Below are 25,647 nucleotides of genomic sequence, written 5' to 3'. Positions count from 1 at the left end.
GCGCGGGCGTTGTCAGTGGGGGCTGTCAGGATCCGACAGGGCACTGGTCTCCGTCGGCCGGGCAGGGCCCGACTGGAGCTTCGCCTTCGAGCCCGCGCAGGGCCGGGGCTTCGACGAGCGGCGGTTCGTCTCCCCGGCCGTCGCCGCTTCGCCCGGTACCCGCGCGCTGGTGGTCTGGAGCGGTCCCGCCGAGCCGCACCACCCGGGCGTCTTCCACCTGTCGGTCGCGGAGAACGGCGAGGAGCGGTACGCGTTCACCGTGCGGAAGACCACGATCACCAAGCGAGGGGACCTACCCGACGCGTTCGACCCGGACCGCCTCTTCCCGCAGGGCGAACCGCTCGCGGACCGGCTGGGCGAGCGCCGCACGCTGGAGGCCCTGGCCTCCGGGTTCGGCGTCCGGCTGCCGCGGCACGCCCTCACCCGAGGCGGGCTGCACGCCTTCACCACCCGGTCGTGGAGCAGGCCACCGGCCCCCGGCGAGCCCTACGCGGTCCTCCGTTTCGAGAGGCGCCGCAGCCGCTGACCGACGGGGCGGGGACGTCGCCGGTCACGGCGGGGCGGCCGGAGAACGCGCTGCCTTCCACCTTCTCGGTGGACCCCGGCTGCCCTGGCTCGGGCCGCGGCCGCTCTCCGGGCACGGCGGATCGCGCCTGACGGGCGGTTCGGGCGGTTGCCGAAACATCCGGTGGATCTGCACACCGTTCACCGCGACGCCGTACGGAACCTGAACAACCGTCAGCGCTTCACCCGGACCGGACGACAGGCGCCTGGAGTGTCCCGAAATCGATCACCGTGGCGACGGCTGTCCATGCGGAGCGGTGGCAGGCCTCGTGAAGGAGTCGGCGTCTGCGGTCACCGCGTGGTCACAACGGTGAAGCGGGCATTCGCCGCGCGGTCCGACGGATCCTCGGGCGGCTGGCCGTGCCTGTGCCGAGGTGCTTTGATCCTGCGGGTGGCGAGGCGCCGAGGACGATTCCCGGGTCTGCGGGAATGCGGCGAACTCTGCCGTTCGGAAATGGCTATGCGAAGGGAACCACCGTGATGAACCTTGCCCCTCAGGTTGCGACAGACGAGATCTCCGACGCCGACCTGGACGCCGTCTCCGGCGGTCTCGCGGCCGGTGGCTCCGGCGGTCTCTTCCTGGAGACCCCGATCGCGGAGGTCTGCGCCGACGTCCTCGCCGTCGCCTCCGTCGAGGGGCTGGGGATGGGCGCGAGCGCCCGCACGACCGCTCTGTGACGACGGCATGAGCGCCCTCGGGTCCCGGATCACCTGATCCGGGACCCGAGGGCGGCAGCGGCCAAGTGCGCCTCGGCCGGGGACGCGGGCGGGCTCAGAAGATGCCCTGGCCCGGGACCAGGATTCCCCGCGGGTCGTACGTGCGCTTCGCCGACTTCAGCCGGGGCCAGGCCGCACCGAAGTGGGTGCGCCAGTCCGCGCGGGTGAAGGGGATGCTGCCGACGGGGTACTGGGTGCCGCCGACCGCGGCGGCGGCCTCGTAGGCGGAGCGGTTGGCCGTCAGGAGGCGGTCGACGGTGGCGGTGTCGTCCGGCGGGACGGCGCTCAGGACGTCGAACAGATACGACACCTCCTCGTCGGAGGTGCGCAGCAGCGGGGTGGTGAGACGGTCGCGCAGCAGCGGGTAGAAGAGGACGACGCCGGGACCCAGGTCTGCCGGGGTGAGGGCGTTCAGGATCCGCGCGCTGACGGTGGCCGCGGAGCTGCCGGGGAGCATGAGGTTGAGCCAGGGGTGGGCGTACGTCCAGACACCGGCCTCCTTGTCGGCCGCGACGAGGGGGGCCAGCCGGTCGAGGAAGTCGTAGTAGGGCAGGTCCCCGCTGTGCACGGTGGAGGGATCGTGACGCAGGCCACGCAGGAGCGCGGCGTCGTCCGGTGCGGGACCGGTCGGCGGGCCGTAGGCGACCGCCTCCAGGGTGTGGACGCGGAAGGCTCCGCCGGCGTCCGCGGAGACCTGGCCCTCGACGTAGTCGAAACGGCCCTCCCGGACGAGGACGCGCTGGTCGTCGAGGAAGGTCTCCAGGTCGTCGTAGGACAGCCGGTAGTGGCGTACGGTCTCGGGGGCGCGCACCAGGCGCAGGGTGGCCTCCACGATGATGCCGCACTGGCCGAGGCCGGCCAGGACCGCGTGGAAGAGGTCGGAGCGCCGGGACGGGGAGCAGCGGACCAGCTCGCCCGCTCCCGTGACGACCCGGAGGGCGGTGACGTTGTCGACCTGGGCGCCGTGCCGGTGGACCTGGCCGCCCAGGCCGCCCACGGACAGGGTGCCGCCGACGGACAGCTCGAGGTAGTCGGTGAACACGGGCGGGGTGAGGCCGTGGGCCAGCGTCGCCTTGGCCACGGCGCTCCAGCGGGCGCCGGCGCCGACGGTGACGGTGGTGCTGCCCTTCCCGACGGGGCCGATGTCCGCGAGGGGAGCGGTCTCGATGACGAGGCCGCCCTCCACCTGCGCCTGGCCGAACGGCGCGTGTCCCTGACCGCGCGGCGCGACCGGCAGACGCTGCTCGTTGCAGAACCGGACCATGGAGACGACGTCACGGACCGATCCCGGGCGCAGGACGGCGACGGGACGGTGGTGCACGATGTGCCCGTAGTCGTCGGCCGCGGCGGTGAGCGACGCGTGGTCCGCGTGGAGCGTGCCGTCCAGCCGGGGAAGTCCGGCCAGCTCCGTGGCGGACCCCGACGCGGTCACGGCCCAGCTCCGGGCGGCGGGATCGAAGCCGATCACGGCCGCCCCGGTGACCGTGAGTCCGCGCAGAAGGCCACGTCTTGACGGTGTGCGGGACATGCGCACTACCACCTCTCGAGAGTGCGGAAAGGGCCAAATCCACGCAAGCGTAGGTGAGTTCACTCCGTGGCGTGCCGATTTCGCCCCGGCCGAGAGGCAGGCCCGAGGCAACCCCGAGGCAGGCCCGCAGCCGTTCGCACCGGGCCGGTGGAGGGGGCTCGCGGGGCTGGTTCACGGCTGTCCAGTGGCATGCATCCCGAGGACTCCGTGCTCGAGAACCCCTTCCCGGCAGGCCCTGTTCGACGCACTGGTGCACGCGGCCCGGGAGCGTCGCCGACGGCGCGGTCAGCCCCGGGGACGCCGGCCGCTGCGCCGGGGCGCGGGCTCCGTGCCCCGCAGGAGGGACTCGCGGCGCTCCTCGCCCCGCTCCTCGACCTGGAGCACGACCGCGCGCAGCGCCTCGGCGAGGCCGCGGCACTCCGCGTCGCTCAACCGCGCGGTCACGAAGGCCTCCTCCTCGTTGAACGCCGGGAACACCCGCTGCATGAACTCCTCGCCCTCGTCGGTGAGGCTGAGCAGCACCAGCCGCCCGTCGGTCGGGTGTCCCGCCCGCTTCAGCAGCCCGCGTGACTCCAGCGTGCGGGCCACACCGGTGAGCGTTCCCTTGGAGATGCCGGCCTCCTCCGCCACGTGCCGGGTCTCCGACTCGCCCCACACCCACACCACCCAGAGCACGACGAAGGCCGTCCAGGTCAGGTCCGAGCCGCGCAGCACCGAGTTCTCCAGGTGCTGCCGGACGGCGGAGGCGGCCCGGTAGATGTTCGCCACGGCCGCCATCTGGTCCCGGCGTATCGGGGAGCCGCCGAGCTTCGCCGTCGCGAGCTTCTCGGCTTCGGTGATGGATCGCTGACCCGGCACGGGTGGCTCCTTCGTCGTCGGCTCACCGGACCGGGAGGATCCCCGCCCGGTCGTTCGGCCTCAAATTGTACGAAGAGAAGAATCCTGCCCAGGGCCTTCACTCCGCCCCGGACCGCGCGCTGAATCAGGTCCGCACCGTCGACCTCGGCCTCACCGTCTTCGACGGACGCATCGTCCACGAGTCCCGGGAGGCCGACCCCTCCTTTATGCGCTTGTCCGCCCGTCGGCACGGCCCTACCGTGCCGACGTGGATCTCTTCTCACGCTCGTGGACAGCGCTGCGCACGACGGTCGCCGCACTCCGGGACGAGGATTTCGCGCGGCCGTCCGGCTGTGCCGGCTGGCTCGTACGGGATCTGGTGTGCCACCTGATCATCGACGCCCAGGACGTCCTGATCACCCTCGTGACCCCCGCCGAGACGGAACCGACCCGCGACGCCGTGACCTACTGGAACGTCGCCGGGACGCCGCCGAGCGGTGACGACCCGCTCGACGCGCTGATCGTCCGCCTGGCCGCCGCGTACGAGGAGCCGTGGCTGCTCAGGTTCCACCTCGACGACGTCGGTTCCGCCGCCGGTCGCGCAGCCGAACTCGCCGACCCGGCCCTGCGGGTCAGCACCCGCGACGAGGTCCTCACCGCGGGCGACTACCTCTCCGCGTACGTCCTGGAGTGGACGCTGCACCACCTCGACCTGGTCGCGCACCTCCCGGACGTGGCGGGACCCGGCACGGAGGCGCTCGCCCGGTCCCGCGAGATGCTGGAGAAGATCGCCGGAGCCGCGTTCCCCGCGTCGTTCTCCGACGAGGACGCGCTCCTGGTGGGCACCGGACGGCGCGTCCCGACCGACGAGGAGAAGACCGGACTGGGCGAGCTGGCCACGAAACTCCCGCTCGTCCTCGGGTGACCGCCCGGCACGGACCGGCCGGGCCCCGTCCGTGCCCGGATCACCGATGCGCGCTCTCGTGGTACAGCCGCGCGAGCCACCACGCGCCTCGGCGCCCCGAACGCCGGTGCGCGAACGGGTCGGGCAGGGTCCGGCGCCGCAGTTCCCCGTCCAGTTCCGCCGGCAGGGACTCCAGGTCGCGCCGGGCGTAGTGGGGCAGCACGGGGAGCATCAGGTCCAGGACCTCCCGTGCGACGGCGGCGTTCGTGGTGGCCTCGCAGCCGTCGCAGGGGCAGTAGCCATGGCGCACGTACACATACCGGTCGGGGGAGGACAGAAACCGTCGCAGGGTTTCGAGAGCGGCCCGGGTGGTGCCCGGAGACACCAGCCGCTCGATGAACGGGCGCCTGTCCGCGTGCGTGACGCCGTCGGGCGGTCCCAGGCGCTCCGCGTGCAGGCACTCCGCCCGGTGCACGGCGGAGACGGTCCGCGGGGCGAGGCGGTCGATACGGGTCGGCCAGAGCAGCGGCTGGACCGGGACGCCGTCGCCCCACCACTGTTGGATCGGGGTCGGCGCGAACAACCGAGGAGGCGTGTAGCGCTGCGCGCGCAGCGCGCCCGGCCGTCTACGCGGCATGAGCCCTTCGTGGGGTCGTCATGATCTGATCATGGTGCAGTCGGGGGACGGTGTCCAGGTCACCACCCGGTGTGCAGCAGGTGGTTGAGGAGCAGCGCGAGCAGTGCCTGGGCGGTGAGCCAGGCGCGGGGGCGGGGAAGGAACGCGCACGCCGGCAGCAGCCATACCGCGAAAGGCAGCCAGATGCGTTCCGTCTCCGCCTTGCTCATGCCGGACAGGTCGGCGACCACGAGGGCCAGCAGGGCGGCGGACACGACGAGCGCGAGGCGGGCCTCGGCGGCCCGGCCGCGGAAGTCGTCCGGGCGGGTGAGAGCGTCCGCGCGGTGCCGTACGAGCACGGATCCCGTGCGACGCAGGCCCGCCACCGTGGCCAGGCCCGCGATGAGGACCGTGCAGGCGAGGTTGGCCCACACCCAGTAGCCGTAGGGACGGACGCCGCCCGCGCCTTGGTGGTAGCGGGTGACCAGCAGGTGGTACGCCTCCCACCAGTCGAACCCGGCGAGCGTGAACGCCGCCGGGACCACGGCCAGTCCGGCCACCAGCGGCACCAGCAGGACAGGACGCGCACGGATCCCGTGCCGGCCGAGCACCAGGACCGCCGCCGCGACCACCGCCATCAGCGTGAGCCCGTACGACAGGTAGCAGGTCAGGCCGAACAGCAGTCCGGACGCCCCGGCCGCCCGCAGGGAGCCTCCGGTGACCGCGACCGCCAGCAGCGCCACCGCCCATGCCGCCACCGCCGCGAAGTACGCGTCGGCCGAGGTGCCCATCCACACCGCGGCCGGAGCCAGTACCAGGAAGGGGGCCGCCCGCCGTGCGAGGGTCTCGCCGGCCAGGACGCGGATCGCCACCAGCACGGCCACGCAGGCCGTCGCCCCGACGGTGATGCACCACACCCCGGCCCAGCCGCCTCCCCGCAGTCCGACCCGATCGAGCAGGACGAAGGTGAGCGGGGCGGCCGGGGGATGGCCGGCGACATGGGCGGGCCAGTTGTCGGGGGAGTGCAGAAGGATGTGGTGGGTGAAGTCCCGCAGGGCTCCCGGGATGTCGTGGAAGCGGTCGATGACCTGGAGGTACTCGTGGCGGGTGGTCAGCCGGACCGCGATGCCCCGCTCCCAGCCGTCGATCAGGGCCAGGGAGAAGGTCCACGCCGTCGCGGTGGCCCAGGCCAGCGGGAGCACGGCCCGCCAGGGCAGCCGGGTCGCGAGAGCCGGGCCGTACGCCACGGCGGCCACGGCCACCGCCACGGCCGCCGGGGTGCCCGGGCCCGTGTGCGGCGACCAGTCGCCGACCAGCGGAGGCCACCCGACGAACAGCGTCCGCCGGGTGTCCTGGATGTGCCGGCCGACCAGCACGGCCGCTGTCACGAGCAGGGCCGCGGCCCCGATGGCGTACAGGTCACGGCGGAGGGCGCGGGGACCTCCGGAGCGCGGGGCGCGGGTCCTGGGGGAACGCACGGTGCGGATCACACCGGAACGTTAGGCCGCGCGGCCGGTCGCCGATCGCTGCCGGGGCCGGACGTCAGCGTTTCGTCATGGGTCGCGCACCCCGTCCCGGGGTGGTCCCGGCCTACGGTCGAAACATGCGAGACGACCACCGGCTTCCCTCGCCGCCCGATCCCCGGCCTCCTTCCCCGCCCGCCACCCGGCTCCCCTCCTCGCCGGGCTTCTGGCGCAGCCCCCTGCGGGGCCCCTCGTTCACCGCCGTACTGGGCCTCGTCCTGCTCGTCGGCATCACCGTGCTCTTCGTGACGGGGCTGGTCTCGTACGCCGCCTACAACCCCGGCCTGTCCCCGGTGAACGACAAGACCCCGGACAAGGGGATCCTCGGCTTCTACCTCTTCGCCTGGCCGACGAACCCGCACTGGCTGTACCGGCTCAACCAGGGCGTCCACGTCACCCTCGGCATCACCCTCATCCCCGTTCTGCTCGCCAAGCTGTGGTCGGTGGTGCCGAGACTCTTCGCGCTGCCGCCGGCCCGCTCGCTCGCGCACGCCCTGGAGCGGATCTCGCTCCTGCTGCTGGTCGGCGGCGCGCTTTTCGAGTTCGTGACCGGCGTGCTCAACGTCCAGCTCGACTACGTCTTCCCCGGCTCGTTCTACCCGCTGCACTTCTACGGCGCCTGGGTCTTCTTCGCCGCTTTCGTCGCTCACGCGCTGCTGAAGACGCCCCTGGCGCTGCGCAGCCTGCGGCGTCCGCGGCAGGAGCGGAACGACCTGGTCTCCCCGCGCCCCGCCGAGCCGACCGTCTCCCGGCGCGGCGCCCTGTGGTTCGTCGGAGGCGGTTCGCTGCTGCTGTTCGTCACGACGGTGGGGCAGAACTTCGACGGTGTTCTGCGCCGCACGGCTCTTCTCGCTCCGCACGGCGGCGGTGACCCCGGCACCGGACCGAACGGCTTCCAGATCAACAAGACGGCCGCGTACGCCGGGATCGACACGGCGGAGACGGACGACGACGCGTGGCGGCTCGTCGTCACCGGACGCACGGGCACCGTGCGCCTGCGCCGTGACGAGCTGCTGCGCCTCCCGCTGCACAGCGCGGCACTGCCGATCGCCTGCGTGGAGGGATGGTCCACGTCCGACCAGTGGTGGCGCGGGGTGCGCCTGCGCGACCTCGCGGCGCTCGTCGGGTACGAGGACGATCCGCCGGACGTGTTCGTCGAGTCCCTCCAGCGTCGCGGTGCCTTCCGGCACGCGGCCCTGCGCGCCAACCAGGTGGCGGACCGGCGCTCCCTGCTCGCCCTGTTCGTCAACGGTGAGGAGCTGTCCCCCGACCACGGATACCCGGCGCGCGTGATCGTGCCCGCCGCGCCCGGGGTGCTCGACACCAAGTGGGTGGCGCGGATGACGTTCGGAGACCTGTGATGCCGCCGCGTACGGTACGCAGGCCGCGCGGGCGACGGGTGCCGCGCGTTCCCGTCGGCAGTCCTCTGCAACTGCTGCTGGCGCTCTGCTCGTTCGCGCTGGCCGGCTACGCGGGCGTGCGTCTCCTCGCAGGCGACTGGTTCGGCGTGGCGCTGTGGTTCGTGGGGGCGGCGCTGCTGCACGACCTGGTGCTGCTGCCCCTCTACGCGGTCGCGGACCGGGCGGTCGCACGAGGGCTCGGTGCGGCCGGACACCGGGAGTGGACGGCGTACGTGCGCGTACCGGCGGCTCTGTCCGGGCTGCTTCTCCTCGTGTGGTTCCCGTTGATCGCCGGCAGGGTGGACCGGCGCTACCGGTCGGCCACCGGGCTGTCGGCGGACGTCTTCCTCGGCCGCTGGCTGCTGATCACCGCCGTCCTCTTCGGCGGCTCGGCGCTGCTGCTGGCGCTGCGGGTCCGCAGGGCGGCGAAGCGCCGGCCACCGGCCGTCCACTGAGCGGCGGCACGCCAGCCGGCCCGTCGCGCGTACCGGAGCAGGGCCGGCGTGCCCAGCCGCGCCCAGGGGAACGGGGCGCCGGTGACGCGAGCGTCGGTGACGCCGACGACCTGCACCCGGGCCCGTTCGTCGACGTCCAGCGAGACGGTCTCGGCGATCAGCAGGCCCCCGGGGCGGAGGATCCCGGCCACTCGACGCAGCAGCGCGCGCGGGTCGCCGCCGATACCGACGTTGCCGTCCATCAGCAGGACGGTGCCCCAGCGGCCCTCGCGGGGCAGCGGATCGAACACCGAGCGGCGCAGCGCACGCCCCCCGAGCCGTACGGTGTGGTCGACGGCCGCCTCGCTGACGTCGATGCCGAGGACGGACCGGCCGCGCGCGGCGAGTTCCGCCACCAGCCGCCCGGGCCCGCACCCCACGTCCAGGACGGTGCCCTCGCACCGGTCCAGCACGTCCAGGTCGACCGCGTCGGCCCGGGCGCACCAGCGTTCCACCTCCAGCGGAAGCAGCCAGCCGTCGTCCCGCCGCAGGAACAGCGGGCCTCGGCCGGCGCGCAGGGCGGCGGCGTAGGGGTCGGCGGCCGCCCACGCGAGGCCCGGGGGCCGGCTGCTCATCGTGGCGTGACCGGTCGTGTGCCCGGCCCGGTCCTCGCCGTGCACCGGGCCAGCCGTGCGGCGAACCCGGTGTGCGGGGCCAGCGCGGCGACGGCACGGGCGTCGGCGGCGGTGTCGACGTCGCGCAGGCGCGGCAGGTCGCGCACCCGCAGCCCGGCGGTGACGAGCCGCCCCCGTTGCACGGCCCCGGTCACCGGCGTCGACATGGGCACGCCCAGCAGCAGAGCGGGACGGGGCTGCGCCAGCCCCAGGGCCCAGAACCCGCCGTCCTCCGCCGGGCCGAACCATGCGTCGCAGCCGGTGAAGTCCACGGTGAGCAGTTCCGGCGTCACCTGCGGAGTGTCCATGCCGATGAGCAGGGCCGGGCCGTCGCAGTGCGCGAAGGCGTCCGCCAGCCGCGCGTCCAGCCTGCCCGGGCACTGCGGTACGACGTCGAAGCCCGCAGGCAACCAGGGGCCGGGGGCGCCGTCGAGGACGAGGACGCGCCGTGCGGCGGGGGCGGCCGCAACGGCGCGCAGGGTGTCCTCGAGGGCCGCCTCCGCGAGCTCCGCGGCCTCCTTCGGCGTGAACGGCGGGGTGAGCCGGGTCTTGACCCGGCCCGGCCGCGGTTCCTTGGCGATGACGAGGAGGGTGGTCACCGTACGGCCCTCCCGCCGGCCGGGGCGGCGGCCGGGGGCTCGGCCAGCACACGGCTCATGTCCCGCACGGCCTGCCAGGTGCCACGCCAGGTACCCGTCACCTTCGAGGCGCCGGCGCGCGGCAGGTACGGAACGTCGTGCTCGGTGACGCGCCAGCCGGCGTCGGCCGCGCGGACGACCATCTGCAGCGGATAGCCACTGCGCCGGTCGGTGAGGCCGAGGGCGAGCAGCGGTTCGCGTCGGGCGGCGCGCAGGGGGCCGAGGTCGTGGAGGCGCAGCCCGGTGCGGCGACGCAGCATCCTGGTGAGCGCGAGGTTGCCGGCCCGGGCGTGTGCCGGCCAGGCGCCCCGGCCCTGTGGCCGGCGTCGGCCGAGCACCAGGTCGGCCTCCCCGGCCGTCACCTCGCGCACGAAGGGCACGAGGAGCGACGGGTCGAGGGAGGCGTCGCAGTCGCAGAAGCCCACGACGTCGGCCGTGGCGGCGGTCAGCCCGGCGTGGCAGGCGGCGCCGAAGCCCCGGCGCGGCTCGTGGACGACCGTCGCGCCGAGCGCGCGGGCCACCTCCGCCGAGTCGTCGGTGGAACCGTTGTCGACGACGAGGGCGCGCCAGCCCGGCGGGATCCGTTCGAGCACCCAGGGGAGGGCCTCGGTCTCGTTGAGGCAGGGCAGCACCACGTCGACGTCTGCAGGTGTCGTCGTCACGGTCTCACCCTACGAAGACGAATCGGTTCATACCGGACTCCCGCTCCTTACGAAACGCGGACATCGACGGCCCGGACCGTGCCCGGCGGCGGCGCCGGCCGGGCCGCGGTGCCAGGCTGGAAGCATGCAGCAGCCGCAGCCGCCCGTGGGGGTGCACACCGTCGGCCGGTCCGCCCGGGTCCTGGTCGTCGACGACGATCCGACCGTCGCCGAGATCGTCGCCGGGTATCTGGACCGCGCCGGTTACGTGGTCGACCGCGCCGACGACGGGCCGACGGCCCTCGCCCGCGCCTCCGCCCACCGGCCGGATCTCGTGGTGCTCGACCTGATGCTGCCCGGCATGGACGGCCTGGAGGTGTGCCGGCGGATCCGCGACGACGGCCCCGTGCCGGTCATCATGCTCACCGCCCGCGGTGACGAGGACGACCGCATCCTGGGCCTGGAGATCGGCGCGGACGACTACGTCACCAAGCCCTTCAGCCCCCGCGAACTCGTGCTGCGCGTGGAGTCGGTGCTGCGCCGCAGCCGGCCCGCCGCGACGGCGCACCGGTCGGCGGCGGCCGGCCTGAGCGTCGACCCCGCCGCCCGCAGGGCCACCAAGAACGGCACGGAACTCGCCCTGACGCTGCGGGAGTTCGACCTGCTCTCCTACTTCCTGCGCCACCCGGGCCGGGCCCTCTGCCGCGAGGACCTGATGCGCGAGGTGTGGGGCTGGGACTTCGGCGACCTGTCGACCGTCACCGTCCACGTGCGCCGCCTGCGCGGCAAGGTCGAGGACGACCCGGCCAGGCCCCGTCTGATCCAGACCGTGTGGGGGGTGGGCTACCGCTTCGACCCCACCGGACACGACGGCGGGGAGGGGAACCGGCCGTGCGCGACACCCTCCTGATCGCCCTGTACGCCTTCGCGGGTGCGGCACTCACCGGACTGGCCGGCGCCGGAGTGCTGCGCCTGATCCGGCGGCGGTCGCTCACCGCCTCGCTCGCCGTCGTCGCGGCGGTCGGCGTGGTCGCGATGCTCGCGGGCACCCTCGCCGTCGCCTGGGCGATGTTCCTCTCCCCGCACGACCTGACCGTCGTCACCACCGTCGTCGCCATGGCGGCCGTCGTCTCCCTGGCCACCGCGCTGCTGCTGGGCCGCTGGGTCGTCGCGCGCAGCCGCGAACTCGCCGTCGCCGCACGCTCCTTCGGCGACGGCGAGTTCGCGGCCCCCGACCGCCCGGCCACCGCGGAACTGGACGCGCTCGGCCGCGAGCTGGCGGCCACCAGCGCCAGGCTCGCCGCGTCCCGGCAGCGGGAACGGGCGTTGGAGACCTCGCGGCGCGAACTCGTCGCCTGGATCTCCCACGACCTGCGCACCCCACTGGCCGGCCTGCGCGCCATGTCGGAGGCCCTGGAGGACGGTGTCGCCGCCGACCCCGACCGCTACCTCAAGCAGATCCGCACCGAGGTCGAACGCCTCAACGACATGGTCGGCGACCTCTTCGAACTCTCCCGCATCCACGCCGGCACACTCCCCCTCACTCCCACCCGGATCTCCCTGTACGACCTGGTCGGCGACGCCCTGGCGGGAGCCGATCCGCTCGCCCGGGAACACGGGGTGCGGCTGGTGGGCGACCGCGTCGAGCCCGTGCCGGTGGAGGTGGACGGCAGGGAGATGAGCCGGGTGCTCGGCAACCTGCTGGTGAACGCGATCCGCCGCACCCCGGCCGACGGCACGGTCGCGGTCGCCGCCGGACGCGCGGCCGACGGCGCGGTGGTGCTGTCGGTCACAGACGGCTGTGGCGGCATCCCCGAGGAGGACCTGCCGCGCGTCTTCGACACCGGCTGGCGGGGCACGCACGCCCGGACGCCCCCGGCCGGCGCCGGCCTCGGCCTGGCCATCGTCCGGGGGATCGTGGAAGCGCACCAGGGGCGGGCCACCGTACGCAACATCCCCGGCGGCTGCCGCTTCGAGGTGACGCTGCCGACGGCGCCCTAGGTCCTGTCGTCACACTCCCGTCGTCCGCCCGGCGGACGGGAGTGTGACGACAGGGCCTGGCCGGGCTCACTCCCCGCGCAGTCCGGCGCGCGCGAACTCCTCCATCCCCTCCGCGAACCCGACCCGCGGCCGCCATCCCAGCTCGGCCCGCAGCCGGGACGAGTCCGCGGTGATGTGCCGTACGTCGCCCAGCCGGTAGGCGCCGGTGACGACCGGCTCGGGCCCGCCGTACGCGGCGGCCAGCGCCCGCGCCATCTCGCCGACCGTGCGCGGCTCACCGCTGCCGGTGTTGTACGCGGTCAGGAGACCTGGGGCGGCCCGCGCCTCCAGCGCCGTCACGTTCGCCGCGGCCACGTCCCGCACGTGCACGAAGTCCCGCCGCTGCCGCCCGTCCTCGAACACACGGGGGGCCTCGCCGCGGGCCAGCGCGGAGCGGAAGAAGGAGGCGACCCCCGCGTACGGGGTGTCGCGGGGCATCCGGGGCCCGTACACGTTGTGGTAGCGCAGCGACACCGCCGAGCCGCCCGTGCAGCGGGCCCAGGCGGCCGCCAGGTGCTCCTGCGCGAGCTTGGTCGTCGCGTACACGTTCCGGGGATCGGCCGGGGCGTCCTCCCCGACCAGGCCGGGGGAGAGGTCCTCCCCGCACAGCGGGCAGACGGGCTCGAACCGGCCCGCGTCGAGGTCGGCGACGGCCCGCGGCCCGGGCCGTACGGCCCCGTGCCGCGGGCACGCGTACCGCCCCTCCCCGTACACGACCATCGAGCCGGCCAGCACGAGACGCCCGACGCCCGCCTCCGCCATGGCGGCGAGCAGGACGGCCGTGCCCAGGTCGTTGTGCGCGGCGTACTCCGCCGCGTCGCGGACACCGTCGCCGAGCCCGACCTTCGCGGCCTGGTGGCACACGGCGTCCACCCCCGACAGGGCGCGGGCGACGGCCGCCGGATCCCGCACGTCGGCGCCGGCGTCCTCCCGCACGTCGAACACGAGCGGCTCGTGCCCGCGCTCCCGGAGCGCATCGCACACATGGGACCCGATGAACCCGGCACCGCCGGTGACCAGTACACGCATACGGTCACGCTAGGCCGGGAACGGCGCCGGTCCTCGAGCCGCGCCCGCAGCGTCACCACTCGGTAAGACACGGGCGCCCGCACGGGCCCGCCGGGTGACCGCCCGGACGGGGGCGCGTCGAACCGGGACAAACCGGAAACCGCACGAGACGCTGCCCGGGGCGCCGCTGCAGCGCGCCCTCGTCTCCGCCACCCGCCCGCAAAGGGAGCCGTCATGCCGACCTCGCCCGTCCCGCCCGCCGAGGCCTCCGACCCCTACCGTTTCGACGACCTCACGGCCCTCTACATCAACTGCACGCTCAAACCCACCCCCCAGCTCAGCCACACGCAGGGCCTGATCGACAGGAGCCGGGCCATCATGGACGGGCGGGGGGCGACCACCGACCTGGTGCGGGCCGTGGACCACGACATCGCGCCCGGCGTCTACCCGGACATGACCGAGCACGGCTTCGCCACCGACGCCTGGCCCGAGCTGTACGAGAAGGTGATGGCCGCCGACATCCTGGTGCTGTGCGGGCCGATCTGGCTGGGCGACAACAGCTCGGTGACCAAGCAGGTGATCGAGCGCCTCTACGCCTGCTCCAGCCTGCTCAACCCCCAAGGCCAGTACGCCTATTACGGGCGGGTCGGCGGCTGCCTGATCACCGGCAACGAGGACGGCGTGAAGCACTGCGCGATGAACGTCCTCTACAGCCTCCAGCACCTCGGCTACACGATCCCGCCCCAGGCGGACGCCGGCTGGATCGGCGCCGCGGGCCCGGGGCCGTCGTACCTCGACCCCGGCTCGGGCGGTCCCGAGAACGACTTCACCAACCGCAACACCACCTTCATGACCTGGAACCTCCTGCACCTCGCCGCCCTGCTGAAGCGGTCCGGAGGCATCCCCGCGCACGGCAACCAGCGCGCGCAGTGGGACGCGGGCTGCCGCTCCGACGCGGACAACCCCGAACACCGCTGAGCGACCTCCCGGCCGGTGGTCGTGCTGCTCCCGCGGACGGCGACTGCGACCGACTTTGCCTTCGCATATCATTGCCGCATACAGGTAAAGAGGCTGCCATGGCTGAGAAACCGACCAAACCGACCGGCGCGCAGGGGTCGGCGGGCGGTATCCCGCCCGCGTCGGACCCGAAACGCTCAGAGCCCAAGAAGTCCAGTGTGGGAGTGCACGGAATCACCCAGTCCGCGCGCTACTCCATGACGGAGATGGGCCCGAGGAGAAGCCTGCAGACGCTGCTGTCCGTGAACCACGTCGACGGGTTCGACTGTCCCAGCTGTGCCTGGGGCGACCCCGATCCCGAGCACCGCAAGAGCGCGGAGTTCTGCGAGAACGGCGCGAAGGCCGTCGCCTGGGAGGCCACACGCAAACGCGTCGGCGCGGCGTTCTTCGCCGAGCACTCCGTCGCGGACCTGCGTGAGGGGGACGGTCACTGGCTGGAGTCGCAGGGGCGACTGGCCCAGCCCGTGTATCTCGCCCCCGGCGCGACCCACTATGCGCCCATCTCCTGGGAGGACGCGCTCGCGCTCACCGCCGATCGCCTGCGCGGCCTCAGCGATCCCGACCGTGCCGTCTTCTACACCAGCGGCCGCACCAGCAACGAGGCCGCCTTCCTCTACCAGTTGCTGGCGCGCAGGTTCGGCACCAACAATCTGCCGGACTGCTCGAACATGTGCCACGAGTCGAGCGGCGAGGCCCTGAGCGCGACCATCGGCGTCGGAAAGGGCCTCGTCACGCTCTCCGACATCACCGATCACGCAGACCTGATCTTCATCGTGGGCCAGAACCCCGGCACCTGCCACCCCCGTATGCTCAGCGCGCTCGAGCAGGCCAAGCGGCGCGGCGCCCGCATCATCGCCGCCAACCCGCTCCCCGAAGCCGGTATGGGGCGCTATCACAACCCGCAGACCGTGCGCGGCCTGGTCGGCCCGGGGACCAAGCTCGCCGACCGCTGGCTCCCGGTGCGCGTCAACGGAGACCTCGCCCTGTTCGCGGGCCTGAACCGCGCCCTGATCGACCGGGAGGACTCCCGGCCGGGCTCCGTCCTCGACCACGACTTCATCGACCGCTACTGCGACGGATTCGAGGAAGCGGCAGCCGCATGGCGTTCCCTGGACTGGTCGCGGATCGAGACGATGAGCGGCCTGTCCCGCCGTCTGATCGAGGACTGCGCGGCCCACGTGCTCACCGCGGACAGCGTGATCGTCTGCTGGGCGATGGGCCTCACCCAGCACCGCAACGCGGTCGCCACCATCCGCGAGATCGTCAACTTCCTGATGCTGCGCGGCAACATCGGGCGCCCGGGTGCCGGACCCGCCCCGATCCGCGGGCACAGCAACGTCCAGGGCGACCGCAGCATGGGCATCTGGGAGAGGATGCCGCAGCCGTTCCTGGACAGGCTCCGCGACGAGTTCGGGTTCGATCCGCCCCGTGCCCACGGCCTGGACACCGTCGGCTCGATCAGGGCGATGCGCGACGGCAGGATCGACGTGTTCGTCGGCCTCGGCGGCAACTTCGCCTCGGCCACGCCTGACACTCAGGTCACCGAGGCCGCACTGGCCAACTGCGCCCTCACCGTCCACATCGCGACCAAACTGAACCGGTCCCATCTGTGCCACGGCACCGAGTCGCTTCTCCTGCCCTGCCTCGGCCGCAGCGAGCGCGACCTGCAGTCCTCCGGCGAGCAGTTCGTCACGGTCGAGGACACGATGGCCATGGTGCACTCGTCGCGCGGACGGCTCCTTCCCGGATCACCCCATCTGCGCAGCGAGGTCGCGATCGTCGCCGACCTCGGGCACGCGCTCTTCGGCGACGACCTCGGCTGGCGCGCCATGCGCGACGACTACGCCGTGATCCGCCGCCACATCGAACACGTCTGCCCCGGCTTCCACGCCTTCGAGCAGCGCGTCCGCCAGCCCGGCGGCTTCATGCTCCCCCGGGCGCCGCGCGACACCCGCACCTTCCCCACCTCGAACGGCAAGGCGCACTTCACGGTCAACCCGCCGACCGCGCAGGAAGTCCCGCCCGGACACCTGCTGTTGACGACGGTACGGTCGCACGACCAGTTCAACACCACCGTCTACGGGTTCGACGACCGGTACCGCGGCATCAAGGGCGGACGGCGGGTCGTCTTCCTCAACCGGGACGACCTCCGCGACCTCCACCTGCACGAGGGCGACCTCGTCGATCTGGTCAGCGTCAACCCCGACGGCGAACGCCGCGCCCCCGGCTTCCGCGCCGTCCGCTATCCGACACCGCGCGGCTGCGCCGCCGCCTACTACCCGGAGACGAACGTGCTGGTCGCCCTGGACGCCACGGCCGAGACCAGCAACACCCCCGTGTCCAAGTCCATCGTCATCCGCGTCGAGCCCTCGGACGCGGCCTCCGCCCCACCGGCCCCATGAGCATTCACCCGCCGTGACCGCCGGCCCCTCTGCGTCACCTGCCGGGCGCAGTTGCAGCGCGTGCCGTGGGGTCGTTACCTGGAATTACCCAGTGGTGAGAGCAAGAGCGTCTGGGGCCACGACACAGGCCGACGGAGTCGATTGTCCTGGCGTACCCCGGTGACAGCGGCCGTTGCCGTCGTCCTCCGACGTTCGACGCGGAGGTGATCCAGGTGAAAGCCGTCGTCTACGAGAAGCCTTTCAGCGTGACTGTGCGCGACGTCGACGATCCGCAGATCCAGCACCCGAACGACGTGCTGGTACGCGTGACGTCGACCGCGATCTGCGGCTCCGACCTGCACATGTACGAGGGCCGCACGGCCGCCGAGGCGGGCATCGTCTTCGGACACGAGAACCTCGGCATCATCGAGGAGGTCGGCAACGGCGTGACATCGCTGTCCGAAGGCGACCGCGTCGTCATGCCGTTCAACGTCGCCTGCGGATTCTGCAAGAACTGCCTTGTCGGAAGGACCGGGTTCTGCCTGACGGTGAACCCGGGCTTCGCCGGCGGCGCCTATGGCTACGTGGCCATGGGCCCGTTCATCGGCGGGCAGGCGGAGCGGCTGCGGGTTCCCTATGCCGACTTCAACTGTCTGAAGCTGCCGCCGGGCGAGGAGTTCGAGACCGATTTCGTGCTGCTCGCCGACATCTTCCCGACCGGCTACCACGGTTGCGAGCTCGCCCAGGTCACCCCCGGCGAGAGCGTGGCCGTCTTCGGCGCCGGACCGGTGGGGCTGATGGCCGCGTACTCCGCGCTCCTGCGCGGTGCGTCGAAGGTGTTCTCCGTGGACCGGGTGCCCGAGCGGCTCGCGAAGGCGGAGGAGATCGGAGCGGTTCCGATCGACTTCACCCAGGGCGACCCGGCACAGCAGATCAAGGAACAGACCGACGGCGAGGGAACCGACAAGGGCGTCGACGCCGTCGGCTACCAGGCCCAGGCACACGACGCCAGCCATGAGGAACCGGCCGTCGTCCTCAACACGCTCGTCGAGACCGTGCGGCCGACCGGAATGCTCGGCGTACCCGGTCTGTACGTGCCGTCCGACCCGGGCGGACCCGACGAGCACGCCAAGCACGGTCAACTGCTGGTCTCCATCGGCCGCATGTTCGAGAAGGGCCAGCAGATGGGCACCGGTCAGTGCAACGTCAAGCGGTACAACCGCCAGTTGCGCGACCTGATCATCGCGGGGCGCGCCAAGCCCAGCTTCGTGGTCTCCCACGAACTGCCGCTGGAGGAGGCGCCGGACGCGTACCAGAAGTTCGACAAGCGGATCGAGGGCTACACCAAGGTCGTGCTGCATCCCGGGCACGCGCTCGCGGCGTAGGCGCGACCGGGCACCGTAGGTTCCCGGACGCCGGCCCCGAACGGCCGCGGCGGGCCGCGACGGATGTCGCGGCCCGCCGTCGTGACCGGGCCGGGGCCGGCAGGGCCTCCGTCAGGTACCGACGTAGGCCGCGAGGTGTTCGCCGGTGAGGGTGGAGCGGGCGGCGACGAGGTCGGCGGGGGTGCCCTCGAAGACGATCCGGCCGCCGTCGTGCCCGGCGCCGGGACCGAGGTCGATGATCCAGTCGGCGTGCGCCATGACCGCCTGGTGGTGCTCGATGACGATGACCGACTTGCCGGAGTCGACCAGCCGGTCGAGCAGGCCGAGCAGCTGCTCGACGTCGGCGAGGTGAAGGCCGGTGGTCGGCTCGTCGAGGACGTAGACGCCGCCCTTGTCCGCCATGTGCGTGGCCAGCTTGAGCCGCTGCCGCTCGCCGCCGGACAGCGTCGTCAGCGGCTGGCCGAGGGTGAGGTAGCCGAGCCCGACGTCCGCCATCCGCTCGAGGATCCTGTGGGCGGCCGGGGTGCGGGCCTCACCGGCGCCGAAGAACTCCTCGGCCTCCGTCACCGACATCGCGAGCACCTCGCTGATGTCGCGGCCGCCGAGGTGGTACTCCAGCACCGACGCCTGGAACCGCTTCCCCTCGCAGTCCTCGCACGGGGTGTCGACGCCGGCCATCATCCCCAGGTCGACGTAGACGACTCCGGCGCCGTTGCAGGTGGGGCACGCGCCCTCGGAGTTGGCGCTGAACAGGGCCGGCTTCACGCCGTTGACCTTCGCGAACGCCTTGCGGATCGGGTCGAGCAGCCCGGTGTACGTGGCCGGGTTGCTCCGGCGCGAGCCGCGGATCGGCGTCTGGTCCACCGACACCACGCCCTCCGGGACCGGGATGGAACCGTGGATCAGGGAACTCTTGCCGGACCCGGCGACGCCGGTGACGACGCAGAGCACGCCGAGCGGGATGTCGACGTCCACGTTCCGCAGGTTGTTCGCCGTCGCGCCGCGGATCTCCAGCGTGCCGGTGGGCTTGCGCACCGTCTCCCTGAGCGTGGCGCGGTCGTCGAGGTGGCGGCCGGTGACGGTGTCGCTCGACCGCAGCCCGTCGACGGTGCCCTCGTAGCAGACGGTGCCGCCCGCCGTGCCGGCGCCGGGACCGAGGTCCACGACGTGGTCGGCGATGGCGATCGTCTCCGGCTTGTGCTCCACCACGAGCACCGTGTTGCCCTTGTCCCGCAGCCGCAGCAGCAGGTTGTTCATCCGCTGGATGTCGTGCGGGTGCAGCCCGACGGTGGGTTCGTCGAAGACGTACGTGACGTCGGTGAGCGAGGAGCCGAGGTGGCGGATCATCTTGACGCGCTGCGCCTCGCCGCCCGACAGGGTGCCGGCCGGCCGGTCGAGCGAGAGATAGCCGAGGCCGATCTCCGTGAAGGAGTCGAGGGTGTGCTGCAGCGCGGTGAGCAGCGGCGCCACCGACGGCTCCGCGAGGCCGCGGACCCATTCGGCAAGGTCGCGGATCTCCATCGCGCAGGCGTCCGCGATGCTGATCCCCTTGATCTTCGACGACCGGGCGCCCTCGCTGAGCCGGGTGCCGTCGCACTCGGGGCAGGTGGTGAAGGTGACCGCCCGCTCCACGAACGCGCGGATGTGGGGCTGCATCGCCTCCTTGTCCTTGGACAGGAACGACTTCTGGATCTTGGGGATCAGGCCCTCGTAGGTGAGGTTGACGCCGTTGACCTTGACCTTGGTCGGCTCCCGGTAGAGGAAGTCGTGCATCTCCTTCTTCGTGAACCGGCGGATCGGCTTGTCGGGGTCGAGGAATCCCGACTCGGCGTAGATGCCCACGGTCCACACGTTGTCCGACTTCCAGCCCGGGATGGTGAACGCGCCCTCGGCGATCGACTTGGAGTCGTCGTAGAGCTGGGTGAGGTCGATGTCGGAGACCTTGCCGCGGCCCTCGCAGCGGTTGCACATGCCGCCGGTGCGCTCGTAGGTCGCCTTCTGGGCCTTGGCCTTGGCGCCGCGCTCGACCGTGATCGCACCGCTCGCCCGGACCGAGGCGGTGTTGAAGGAGTACGCGCTGGGCGGGCCGATGTGCGGCTCGCCGAGCCGGCTGAACAGGATGCGCAGCATCGCGTTGGCGTCGGTGGCGGTGCCGACCGTGGAGCGGGGGTCGCCGCCCATCCGCTGCTGGTCGACGCTGATCGCCGTCGTCAGCCCCTCCAGGACGTCGACCTCGGGCCGCGCCAGGTTCGGCATGAAGCCCTGCACGAAGGCGCTGTACGTCTCGTTGATCAGCCGCTGGGACTCCGCGGCGATCGTGTCGAACACCAGCGAGCTCTTGCCGGAGCCGGAGACGCCGGTGAACACCGTCAGCCGGCGCTTCGGGATCTCGATGCTGACGTCCTTGAGGTTGTTCTCGCGCGCACCGTGGACGCGAATCAGATCGTGGCTGTCGGCAGCGTGCGGCGCAGGTGACCGCGTGTCCGTCCTCGTCGCCATGCTCATCTCGTTCCCCTCTGTCGGTCCGGCCGCCTCAGCGGTCGCCGTCGCCGTCGCCTGCGTTCGATCCAACCAGCTTCGGGAGGTGCGTCCGGCCGCCTTCGCCCACTTCGCCGGACACGAACCGGCGGCCGGACGGTGCGGGACGGCTTACGGACGCCGCTCCGGCGGCCCGCGGGACCGCGGAAGGCGCCGTCGCACACGCGGTACGGCGCCGGGGCGGCCGCGTGGACGACTCCGGCGTCACCGGCCCGTGCGGCCCTTCTCCGTCGCTTCCCGGGTCCGCACCGGTCTCGTCACCTGCTTCGCCACGCAGGACGGCATGCCCGCCGTCGCGTTCGCCGCGTCGCGCCGGTAGACGCTGGGCGGCACACCGACCAGCTCCGTGAAGCGGCTGCTGAAGGTGCCCAGCGACGAGCAGCCGACCGCGAAGCAGACCTCGGTGACACTGAGGTCGCCACGGCGCAGCAGCGTCATCGCACGCTCGATGCGCCGCGTCATCAGATAGGCGTACGGCGATTCTCCGTAGGCGAGCCGGAACTGGCGGCTGAGGTGGCCCGCCGACATGTTCGCCCCACGCGCGAGCGCCTCGACGTCCAGCGGCTGCGCGTACTCGCGGTCGATCCGGTCGCGAACGCGGCGCAGCCGCGCGAGGTCGCGCAGGTTCAGGACCGCGGCGGGTTTGCTGGTCACTCGCCACATCGTGCCACATGGCCCAGGACGGCGGTCGGGACTCGGCAGAGGGCGCCTCGAAGTGCGCCTGCCGCCCGCTGTCCGGCCTGACCAGGCCGGTGAAATCTGTGCCGGACGGCGGGGTCGGAAACGACAGCGGGACCCGCGCCGCGCTGCCTCCCCCGGAGTGGCCGACGGGCGGTTGTCAGTGCCGGATGTCACGCTGAGGTCACACAGGACCTGCGAAGGGAGACGCCATGATCACCACCGACTTCGCGCCCGGCTCACCCTGTTGGCTCGATCTCGGTGCCCCCGACGTCCAGGCCGCCGCGGCCTTCTACGGTGCGGTGTTCGGGTGGGACTACGAGTCCATGGGCGGGGGTGAGGAGATGGAAGGCGGAATGTTCCGCAAGGACGGAAAGATCGTCGCCGGCCTCGGCAAGCTCACCGAGGAAGGCGCGCGCTCGGCCTGGATGATCTACCACACCGTCACCGACGCGGACGCCACGACCCGGGCCGTGGAGAGCGGTGGCGGCACGGTGCGGGTGGCGCCCAGGGATCTCGACGACTGGGGCCGGATGGCTCAGTACAACGACCCGCTCGGAGGCCAGTTCGCCGTCTGGCAGCCGGGGAAGACCAAGGGCGTCGAGTTGGTGGACGAGCCGGGCTCGCTGTGCTGGACCGAGCTGTACACGAGCGACGCCGCGGCCGCGAAGGAGTTCTACGGCGGTGTCTTCGGCTGGCAGTTCAGTGACATGGAGCTGCCGGGCGGCGGGGGCACGTACAGCATGATCACGCCCGCCGGACTTCCGGAGGAGCGCATGCACGGCGGTGTCATGCAACTCCGCACGGAGGACCTCCGCCTGGCCAACGGACGGCCGTACTGGCACCCGGTCTTCGCCGTCACCGACTGCGACGCCGCGGTCGCCAGGGTCAGGGACAACGGCGGCAGTGTGCAGATGGGACCGCAGGACGCGGAGGGCGTCGGCCGGCTGGCCGTCTGCGTCGACGCGGCGAGCGCGGACTTCGTGGTGCTCACCCCCGCCGAGAGCTGAGCCCTCCGGTCGCCGGGGCGTCCCGTACCGAGGTCACCCGGACCGGGAAGACGACGGGCCGGCCTGCCAGTTGCCTTTCCCCTGCCGTGGCCGGCGGATCCGTGGCCAGCCCCTGTGGCAACGGCGGTAGGGCCCGCCTGCGTCATCGCGGTGCGCGGCCCGTGGGTCGCGGCGGGCGACGAGCCCGCCTCCCCGGTCGGAGCGTGTCAGTGGTGATCTCTAAGGTGTACTGCGTGGTCCGGTCCCGCCCGCACCCCTCCATACGCGGGGGCGGTGGCCGGCCACGCCCACGTTCACCCATGTGAAGGAAGCCATCGGTCATGTTCCAGGAGACCCCGATCTACGCCCGCCTCATCACCGAGCGGGGTGATGTGCCCGACCAGGTGCGCCGCGACGCCGAGCGGATACACCGGGACCTGGCACGCGTGATCGCCACGGGCTCCCCGTCCGAGCCGGGACTGCCCCGCAGAGCGTGAGAGCCGTTCGCCGCCCGACCGGCGGTGAGCGGGTACGGCGGAGCCGGCTCAGCGCCAGCCGAATCGGCGGTCCACCACCGCCGCGAACTCCTCCAGGGTCAGGACGGCGTCCCCGTTCTGGTCAGCCGCGTCGAACAGCGCGGAGGAGGCGTCGGCGTCACCCAGGGCCCAGAAGGGCAGATCGCCCGACGCGGCCAGGGAGGGGCCCTTCGTCCGCAGAGCGATGATCACCTCTTCCCGGGTCAGCGTCCCGTTCCGATCGAGGTCGAGCGCCTCGAACAGCTTCCGGGCTTTGTCACTGGTCACGTCGTCCCCGTCCCTTCGCACAGCGGGCAGGCCGGCCGGTCCGCCTCGCTCACGAACGAAAACGCGAATTCTGCCACCCCGGTTCCCCCGAGCCTACTGGGCCCGGGCGACGAGGAGGGCGACGTCGTCGTGGTCCTCGGGGTGGCGCAGGCCGTACAGCAGGAGGTCGCAGGTCTCCTCGAGCGGCCGGTGCGGTTCGTTCAGGAAGCTGAGCAGGACGTTCAGCCGGTCGTCGATGGGGTGGTGCCGCGTCTCGACGAGCCCGTCGGTGTACAGCACCAGCAGGTCGCCGGGGCCGAGCTCGACCGTGGTGGCCTCGAAGGGGATGCCGCCGACGCCGAGCGGGGCGCCGGAGGGCACGTCGAGCAGCGCGGGGGCCCGGCCGGGTCCGGCCAGGGCGGGCGGCATGTGTCCGGCGTTGGCGATGCGGCACTGCCTGGTGCGGGGGTCGTACACGGCGTAGAGGCAGGTGACGATGTAGTGCTCCAGGTCGCACGTGATCCTGTCCAGGTGCTGGAGCACGTCGCCCGGCTCGAGGTCCAGGTCCGCGTAGGCGCAGGTGGCGGTGCGCAGCCGGCCCATGGTGGCGGCGGCGTCGATGCCGTTCCCCATGACGTCGCCGACGACCAGAGCGGTCTTGTCGTCCTCCAGCGGCAGGACGTCGTACCAGTCGCCGCCGACCTCACTGGTGGCCTGGGCCGGCTGGTAGCGGGAGGCGAGCTCCAGACCCGTGTGGTGCGGCGGGTGGTCGGGCAGCAGGCTGCGCTGAAGCGTGAGGGCGGTGTTGCGCACGCTCTGGAACCAGCGGGCGTTGTCGATGGCCACGGCGGCGCGGCCGGCCAGCTCACTGGCGAGGACGACGTCGTCGTCGTCGAACGGGAGCGGGTTGCGGGTGCGCTTCAGATCGAGGGCACCGAGCACCTCTCCGTGCGCGATCAACGGCACGGCGAGGTACGAGTGGACGCCGGCCTGGGCCAGCAGGGAGCCGGCCGCGGCGTCCCGGGCGATGCGCGGCAGATCGCGGTCCGCGACGTGACGGACCAGGACCGGCCGGCCGGTGTGGACGCACAGGGTGACCAGCCGGTCGCCGTCGTAGGCCGCCAGGTCGCCCGGGGGATCGGCGGCGCGCAGCGCCACGGTGGGGTGGGCCGACTTGAGCGCGAGGGCGCGGAAGAGCTCCGGGCCGTTCTCCGGCGGGCGCGAGCGGCGGCAGGCCAGGGCCGAGTCGAGGACGTCGACGGCGACCACGTCGGCGAGCTGGGGGACGGAGATCTCGGCCAGTTCACGGGCGGTCTGCTCCACCTCCAGCGAGGTGCCGACGCGGGTGGAAGCCTCGGCGATGAGGGCGAGGCGTCGCCGGGCCCGGTCGGCCTCCGCGGCCGCGCGGTGGCGTTCGGTGACGTCGACGACCGAGGCGGCCGCGCCCAGCACCCGCCCGCCGGGATCCTCCAGCCGGTAGAAGGACAGGGACCAGGCGTGTTCGCGTTCGGGGTCGGTCGGCGGGCGGCCCACGTGGTACTGGTCGAGCAGGGGAGTGCCCGTGGTGAGCACCTGACGCAGCGCGGACTCGATGGTGTCGACGTCGGGGAAGGGCAGGGTCTCCCGCAGGCGACGGCCGACGTGGTCCTCGGCAGGGATGCCGTCGATACGCTCCAGCGCCGGGTTGACCAGGAGGTACCGCAGATCCGGGTCCATGAGGGCCAGGCCGATCGGCGACTGGTTGATCAGCCGCTCGCACAGGGCCAGATCGGTCTCGACGCGCTGGAGCAGGGTGTGGTCGGCGGCGATGCCCAGCGCGTAGACGTCCCCGAGATCGTCCTGCAGCCGCATGTTGCGGAACTCCATCAGGCGGCTGCTGCCGTCCTTGTGCCGGACGGGGAAGGCGCCGGCCCAGCTGCGGCCGGTCTCCAGCACTTCCGTGAACAGCTTGACCACGGCCTGCAGATGCTGGGGGTGGATGATCAGCCGGGCCGCGTACTGGCCGAGTGCCTCCTCCGCGGTGTAGCCGATGAGCTCCTCGGCCTGGGGAGTCCAGAAGACGATGCGCCCGTCGGAGTCGAGGACCATCGCTGCCACGCTCAGGACGTCCAGCAGACCGGTGATCGGGGGCGGTTCGTAGCCGTACGCATCACCGTTGGACAAGAAGGGATCGGCTGTCATCCCGGATCCTCCTCCACCGTTCGGTGGGACGGTGTGATCTCTGCCGGTATCGGCGCGCTTATGGAATCCGACCACCGGTACCTCCATGCTGCCCCCGGCCCGCGATGTCCGGAAACACGGGGGCTCCGGCGGAAGGTCGCCGGGGCCGTGCGCATCGGCCGGACAAGCAGGA

At 72.6% G+C, this 25,647-nt stretch carries 23 protein-coding genes; 11 read left to right on the top strand and 12 right to left on the bottom strand.

The window, feature by feature from the left end; all coding sequences use genetic code 11:
- Nucleotides 1–169: 169 nt before the first annotated feature.
- Nucleotides 170–526 carry a hypothetical protein gene (locus tag ACIHAR_RS12265; protein ID WP_400018952.1) on the top strand — a complete coding sequence of 119 codons (357 nt, stop codon included), beginning with the start codon at nucleotides 170–172 and terminating at the stop codon, nucleotides 524–526.
- A 518-nt stretch (nucleotides 527–1,044) separates the two neighbouring features.
- Nucleotides 1,045–1,242 carry a hypothetical protein gene (locus tag ACIHAR_RS12260; protein ID WP_365468275.1) on the top strand — a complete coding sequence of 66 codons (198 nt, stop codon included), beginning with the start codon at nucleotides 1,045–1,047 and terminating at the stop codon, nucleotides 1,240–1,242.
- A gap of 94 nt (nucleotides 1,243–1,336) precedes the next feature.
- Here ACIHAR_RS12260 and ACIHAR_RS12255 read toward each other — a convergent pair whose 3' ends face one another.
- Complete coding sequence (locus tag ACIHAR_RS12255) at nucleotides 1,337–2,809, bottom strand: FAD-binding protein (RefSeq protein WP_400018950.1); 1,473 nt, start codon at nucleotides 2,807–2,809, stop codon at nucleotides 1,337–1,339.
- Between the two features lie 285 nt (nucleotides 2,810–3,094).
- On the bottom strand, nucleotides 3,095–3,667 hold the full coding sequence (locus tag ACIHAR_RS12250; protein ID WP_384658909.1) for a MarR family winged helix-turn-helix transcriptional regulator: 573 nt from the start codon (nucleotides 3,665–3,667) through the stop codon (nucleotides 3,095–3,097).
- A 247-nt stretch (nucleotides 3,668–3,914) separates the two neighbouring features.
- Between ACIHAR_RS12250 and ACIHAR_RS12245 the strand changes: the two genes are divergently transcribed.
- The gene (locus ACIHAR_RS12245) at nucleotides 3,915–4,571 is read left to right on the top strand and encodes a maleylpyruvate isomerase N-terminal domain-containing protein (RefSeq protein WP_400018947.1); all 657 of its coding nucleotides are present in this window, start codon (nucleotides 3,915–3,917) and stop codon (nucleotides 4,569–4,571) included.
- A gap of 40 nt (nucleotides 4,572–4,611) precedes the next feature.
- Here the strand turns inward: ACIHAR_RS12245 and ACIHAR_RS12240 are convergent, their stop codons facing one another.
- Nucleotides 4,612–5,187, bottom strand: a complete 576-nt coding sequence (locus tag ACIHAR_RS12240) for a hypothetical protein (RefSeq protein ID WP_400018945.1) — start codon at nucleotides 5,185–5,187, stop codon at nucleotides 4,612–4,614.
- 59 nt (nucleotides 5,188–5,246) lie between these two features.
- Nucleotides 5,247–6,656, bottom strand: a complete 1,410-nt coding sequence (locus ACIHAR_RS12235) for a hypothetical protein (protein WP_400018943.1) — start codon at nucleotides 6,654–6,656, stop codon at nucleotides 5,247–5,249.
- A 113-nt stretch (nucleotides 6,657–6,769) separates the two neighbouring features.
- Here ACIHAR_RS12235 and ACIHAR_RS12230 point away from each other — a divergent pair, with 113 nt between their 5' ends.
- Nucleotides 6,770–8,050, top strand: a complete 1,281-nt coding sequence (locus ACIHAR_RS12230; RefSeq protein WP_400018941.1) for a molybdopterin-dependent oxidoreductase — start codon at nucleotides 6,770–6,772, stop codon at nucleotides 8,048–8,050.
- A 349-nt stretch (nucleotides 8,051–8,399) separates the two neighbouring features.
- Here the strand turns inward: ACIHAR_RS12230 and ACIHAR_RS12225 are convergent, their stop codons facing one another.
- The 3 genes from ACIHAR_RS12225 to ACIHAR_RS12215 are packed head-to-tail and all read right to left on the bottom strand — an operon-like array spanning nucleotide 8,400 to nucleotide 10,497.
- Nucleotides 8,400–9,158, bottom strand: coding sequence for a class I SAM-dependent methyltransferase (locus ACIHAR_RS12225; protein ID WP_400018939.1), 759 nt, complete (start codon nucleotides 9,156–9,158; stop codon nucleotides 8,400–8,402).
- Nucleotides 9,155–9,796: a DUF2064 domain-containing protein gene (locus tag ACIHAR_RS12220; protein WP_365468253.1), complete on the bottom strand. Its 642-nt coding sequence runs from the start codon at nucleotides 9,794–9,796 to the stop codon at nucleotides 9,155–9,157. The genes ACIHAR_RS12225 and ACIHAR_RS12220 overlap by 4 nt, the downstream gene beginning before the upstream one ends.
- Nucleotides 9,793–10,497 carry a glycosyltransferase family 2 protein gene (locus tag ACIHAR_RS12215; RefSeq protein WP_400018936.1) on the bottom strand — a complete coding sequence of 235 codons (705 nt, stop codon included), beginning with the start codon at nucleotides 10,495–10,497 and terminating at the stop codon, nucleotides 9,793–9,795. The genes ACIHAR_RS12220 and ACIHAR_RS12215 overlap by 4 nt, the downstream gene beginning before the upstream one ends.
- A 124-nt stretch (nucleotides 10,498–10,621) precedes the next feature.
- Here ACIHAR_RS12215 and ACIHAR_RS12210 point away from each other — a divergent pair, with 124 nt between their 5' ends.
- The gene (locus tag ACIHAR_RS12210) at nucleotides 10,622–11,386 is read left to right on the top strand and encodes a response regulator transcription factor (protein WP_400018934.1); all 765 of its coding nucleotides are present in this window, start codon (nucleotides 10,622–10,624) and stop codon (nucleotides 11,384–11,386) included.
- On the top strand, nucleotides 11,368–12,477 hold the full coding sequence (locus ACIHAR_RS12205) for a HAMP domain-containing sensor histidine kinase (RefSeq protein WP_365468244.1): 1,110 nt from the start codon (nucleotides 11,368–11,370) through the stop codon (nucleotides 12,475–12,477). Before ACIHAR_RS12210 ends, ACIHAR_RS12205 begins: the two co-directional genes overlap by 19 nt.
- Before the next feature lie 66 nt (nucleotides 12,478–12,543).
- On the opposite strand, the gene ACIHAR_RS12200 is transcribed toward ACIHAR_RS12205, so the two are convergent.
- Nucleotides 12,544–13,545 (bottom strand): NAD-dependent epimerase/dehydratase family protein, encoded by a 1,002-nt coding sequence (locus tag ACIHAR_RS12200; protein ID WP_400018932.1) that lies wholly within the window; start codon nucleotides 13,543–13,545, stop codon nucleotides 12,544–12,546.
- 213 nt (nucleotides 13,546–13,758) lie between these two features.
- On the opposite strand from ACIHAR_RS12200, the gene ACIHAR_RS12195 reads away from it, so the two are divergent.
- The 3 genes from ACIHAR_RS12195 (at nucleotide 13,759) to ACIHAR_RS12185 (ending at nucleotide 18,307) form a co-directional block, all read left to right on the top strand.
- Complete coding sequence (locus ACIHAR_RS12195) at nucleotides 13,759–14,502, top strand: flavodoxin family protein (protein ID WP_400018930.1); 744 nt, start codon at nucleotides 13,759–13,761, stop codon at nucleotides 14,500–14,502.
- 98 nt (nucleotides 14,503–14,600) lie between these two features.
- A complete protein-coding gene (locus ACIHAR_RS12190) occupies nucleotides 14,601–16,943 on the top strand; it encodes an FdhF/YdeP family oxidoreductase (protein WP_400018927.1) in 2,343 nt (780 codons plus the stop codon).
- Between the two features lie 212 nt (nucleotides 16,944–17,155).
- Nucleotides 17,156–18,307, top strand: coding sequence for a glutathione-independent formaldehyde dehydrogenase (locus tag ACIHAR_RS12185; protein ID WP_365456970.1), 1,152 nt, complete (start codon nucleotides 17,156–17,158; stop codon nucleotides 18,305–18,307).
- Between the two features lie 111 nt (nucleotides 18,308–18,418).
- Here ACIHAR_RS12185 and ACIHAR_RS12180 read toward each other — a convergent pair whose 3' ends face one another.
- Both ACIHAR_RS12180 and ACIHAR_RS12175 read right to left on the bottom strand, forming a co-directional pair.
- Nucleotides 18,419–20,812 carry an ATP-binding cassette domain-containing protein gene (locus ACIHAR_RS12180; protein WP_400018925.1) on the bottom strand — a complete coding sequence of 798 codons (2,394 nt, stop codon included), beginning with the start codon at nucleotides 20,810–20,812 and terminating at the stop codon, nucleotides 18,419–18,421.
- 237 nt (nucleotides 20,813–21,049) lie between these two features.
- The gene (locus ACIHAR_RS12175; protein ID WP_400018923.1) at nucleotides 21,050–21,508 is read right to left on the bottom strand and encodes a helix-turn-helix transcriptional regulator; all 459 of its coding nucleotides are present in this window, start codon (nucleotides 21,506–21,508) and stop codon (nucleotides 21,050–21,052) included.
- Between the two features lie 227 nt (nucleotides 21,509–21,735).
- On the opposite strand from ACIHAR_RS12175, the gene ACIHAR_RS12170 reads away from it, so the two are divergent.
- Entirely contained in the window at nucleotides 21,736–22,533 is a 798-nt protein-coding gene (locus tag ACIHAR_RS12170) for a VOC family protein (RefSeq protein WP_400018921.1), read from the top strand.
- 320 nt (nucleotides 22,534–22,853) lie between these two features.
- Complete coding sequence (locus ACIHAR_RS12165) at nucleotides 22,854–23,009, top strand: hypothetical protein (RefSeq protein WP_365456958.1); 156 nt, start codon at nucleotides 22,854–22,856, stop codon at nucleotides 23,007–23,009.
- Between the two features lie 48 nt (nucleotides 23,010–23,057).
- On the opposite strand, the gene ACIHAR_RS12160 is transcribed toward ACIHAR_RS12165, so the two are convergent.
- Complete coding sequence (locus tag ACIHAR_RS12160) at nucleotides 23,058–23,315, bottom strand: EF-hand domain-containing protein (protein ID WP_365456955.1); 258 nt, start codon at nucleotides 23,313–23,315, stop codon at nucleotides 23,058–23,060.
- A gap of 93 nt (nucleotides 23,316–23,408) precedes the next feature.
- Nucleotides 23,409–25,475, bottom strand: a complete 2,067-nt coding sequence (locus ACIHAR_RS12155) for a SpoIIE family protein phosphatase (RefSeq protein ID WP_365456952.1) — start codon at nucleotides 25,473–25,475, stop codon at nucleotides 23,409–23,411.
- Between the last annotated feature and the right edge of the window lie 172 nt (nucleotides 25,476–25,647).

The organism is Streptomyces sp. NPDC052016, from assembly GCF_044548445.1.
Lineage (GTDB): Bacteria > Actinomycetota > Actinomycetes > Streptomycetales > Streptomycetaceae > Streptomyces.
This window is presented reverse-complemented; position numbering and strand designations above follow the sequence as displayed.

Excerpts from the sequence above, each read along its gene's own strand:
- ACIHAR_RS12260 (WP_365468275.1), top strand. The coding sequence starts at position 1,045 with ATGAACCTTGCCCCTCAGGTTGCGACAGACGAGATCTCCGACGCCGAC.
- ACIHAR_RS12255 (WP_400018950.1), bottom strand. The coding sequence starts at position 2,809 with ATGTCCCGCACACCGTCAAGACGTGGCCTTCTGCGCGGACTCACGGTC.
- ACIHAR_RS12240 (WP_400018945.1), bottom strand. The coding sequence starts at position 5,187 with ATGCCGCGTAGACGGCCGGGCGCGCTGCGCGCGCAGCGCTACACGCCT.
- ACIHAR_RS12230 (WP_400018941.1), top strand. The coding sequence starts at position 6,770 with ATGCGAGACGACCACCGGCTTCCCTCGCCGCCCGATCCCCGGCCTCCT.
- ACIHAR_RS12225 (WP_400018939.1), bottom strand. The coding sequence starts at position 9,158 with ATGAGCAGCCGGCCCCCGGGCCTCGCGTGGGCGGCCGCCGACCCCTAC.
- ACIHAR_RS12210 (WP_400018934.1), top strand. The coding sequence starts at position 10,622 with ATGCAGCAGCCGCAGCCGCCCGTGGGGGTGCACACCGTCGGCCGGTCC.
- ACIHAR_RS12200 (WP_400018932.1), bottom strand. The coding sequence starts at position 13,545 with ATGCGTGTACTGGTCACCGGCGGTGCCGGGTTCATCGGGTCCCATGTG.
- ACIHAR_RS12195 (WP_400018930.1), top strand. The coding sequence starts at position 13,759 with ATGCCGACCTCGCCCGTCCCGCCCGCCGAGGCCTCCGACCCCTACCGT.
- ACIHAR_RS12190 (WP_400018927.1), top strand. The coding sequence starts at position 14,601 with ATGGCTGAGAAACCGACCAAACCGACCGGCGCGCAGGGGTCGGCGGGC.
- ACIHAR_RS12180 (WP_400018925.1), bottom strand. The coding sequence starts at position 20,812 with ATGAGCATGGCGACGAGGACGGACACGCGGTCACCTGCGCCGCACGCT.
- ACIHAR_RS12175 (WP_400018923.1), bottom strand. The coding sequence starts at position 21,508 with ATGTGGCGAGTGACCAGCAAACCCGCCGCGGTCCTGAACCTGCGCGAC.
- ACIHAR_RS12170 (WP_400018921.1), top strand. The coding sequence starts at position 21,736 with ATGATCACCACCGACTTCGCGCCCGGCTCACCCTGTTGGCTCGATCTC.
- ACIHAR_RS12165 (WP_365456958.1), top strand. The coding sequence starts at position 22,854 with ATGTTCCAGGAGACCCCGATCTACGCCCGCCTCATCACCGAGCGGGGT.
- ACIHAR_RS12155 (WP_365456952.1), bottom strand. The coding sequence starts at position 25,475 with ATGACAGCCGATCCCTTCTTGTCCAACGGTGATGCGTACGGCTACGAA.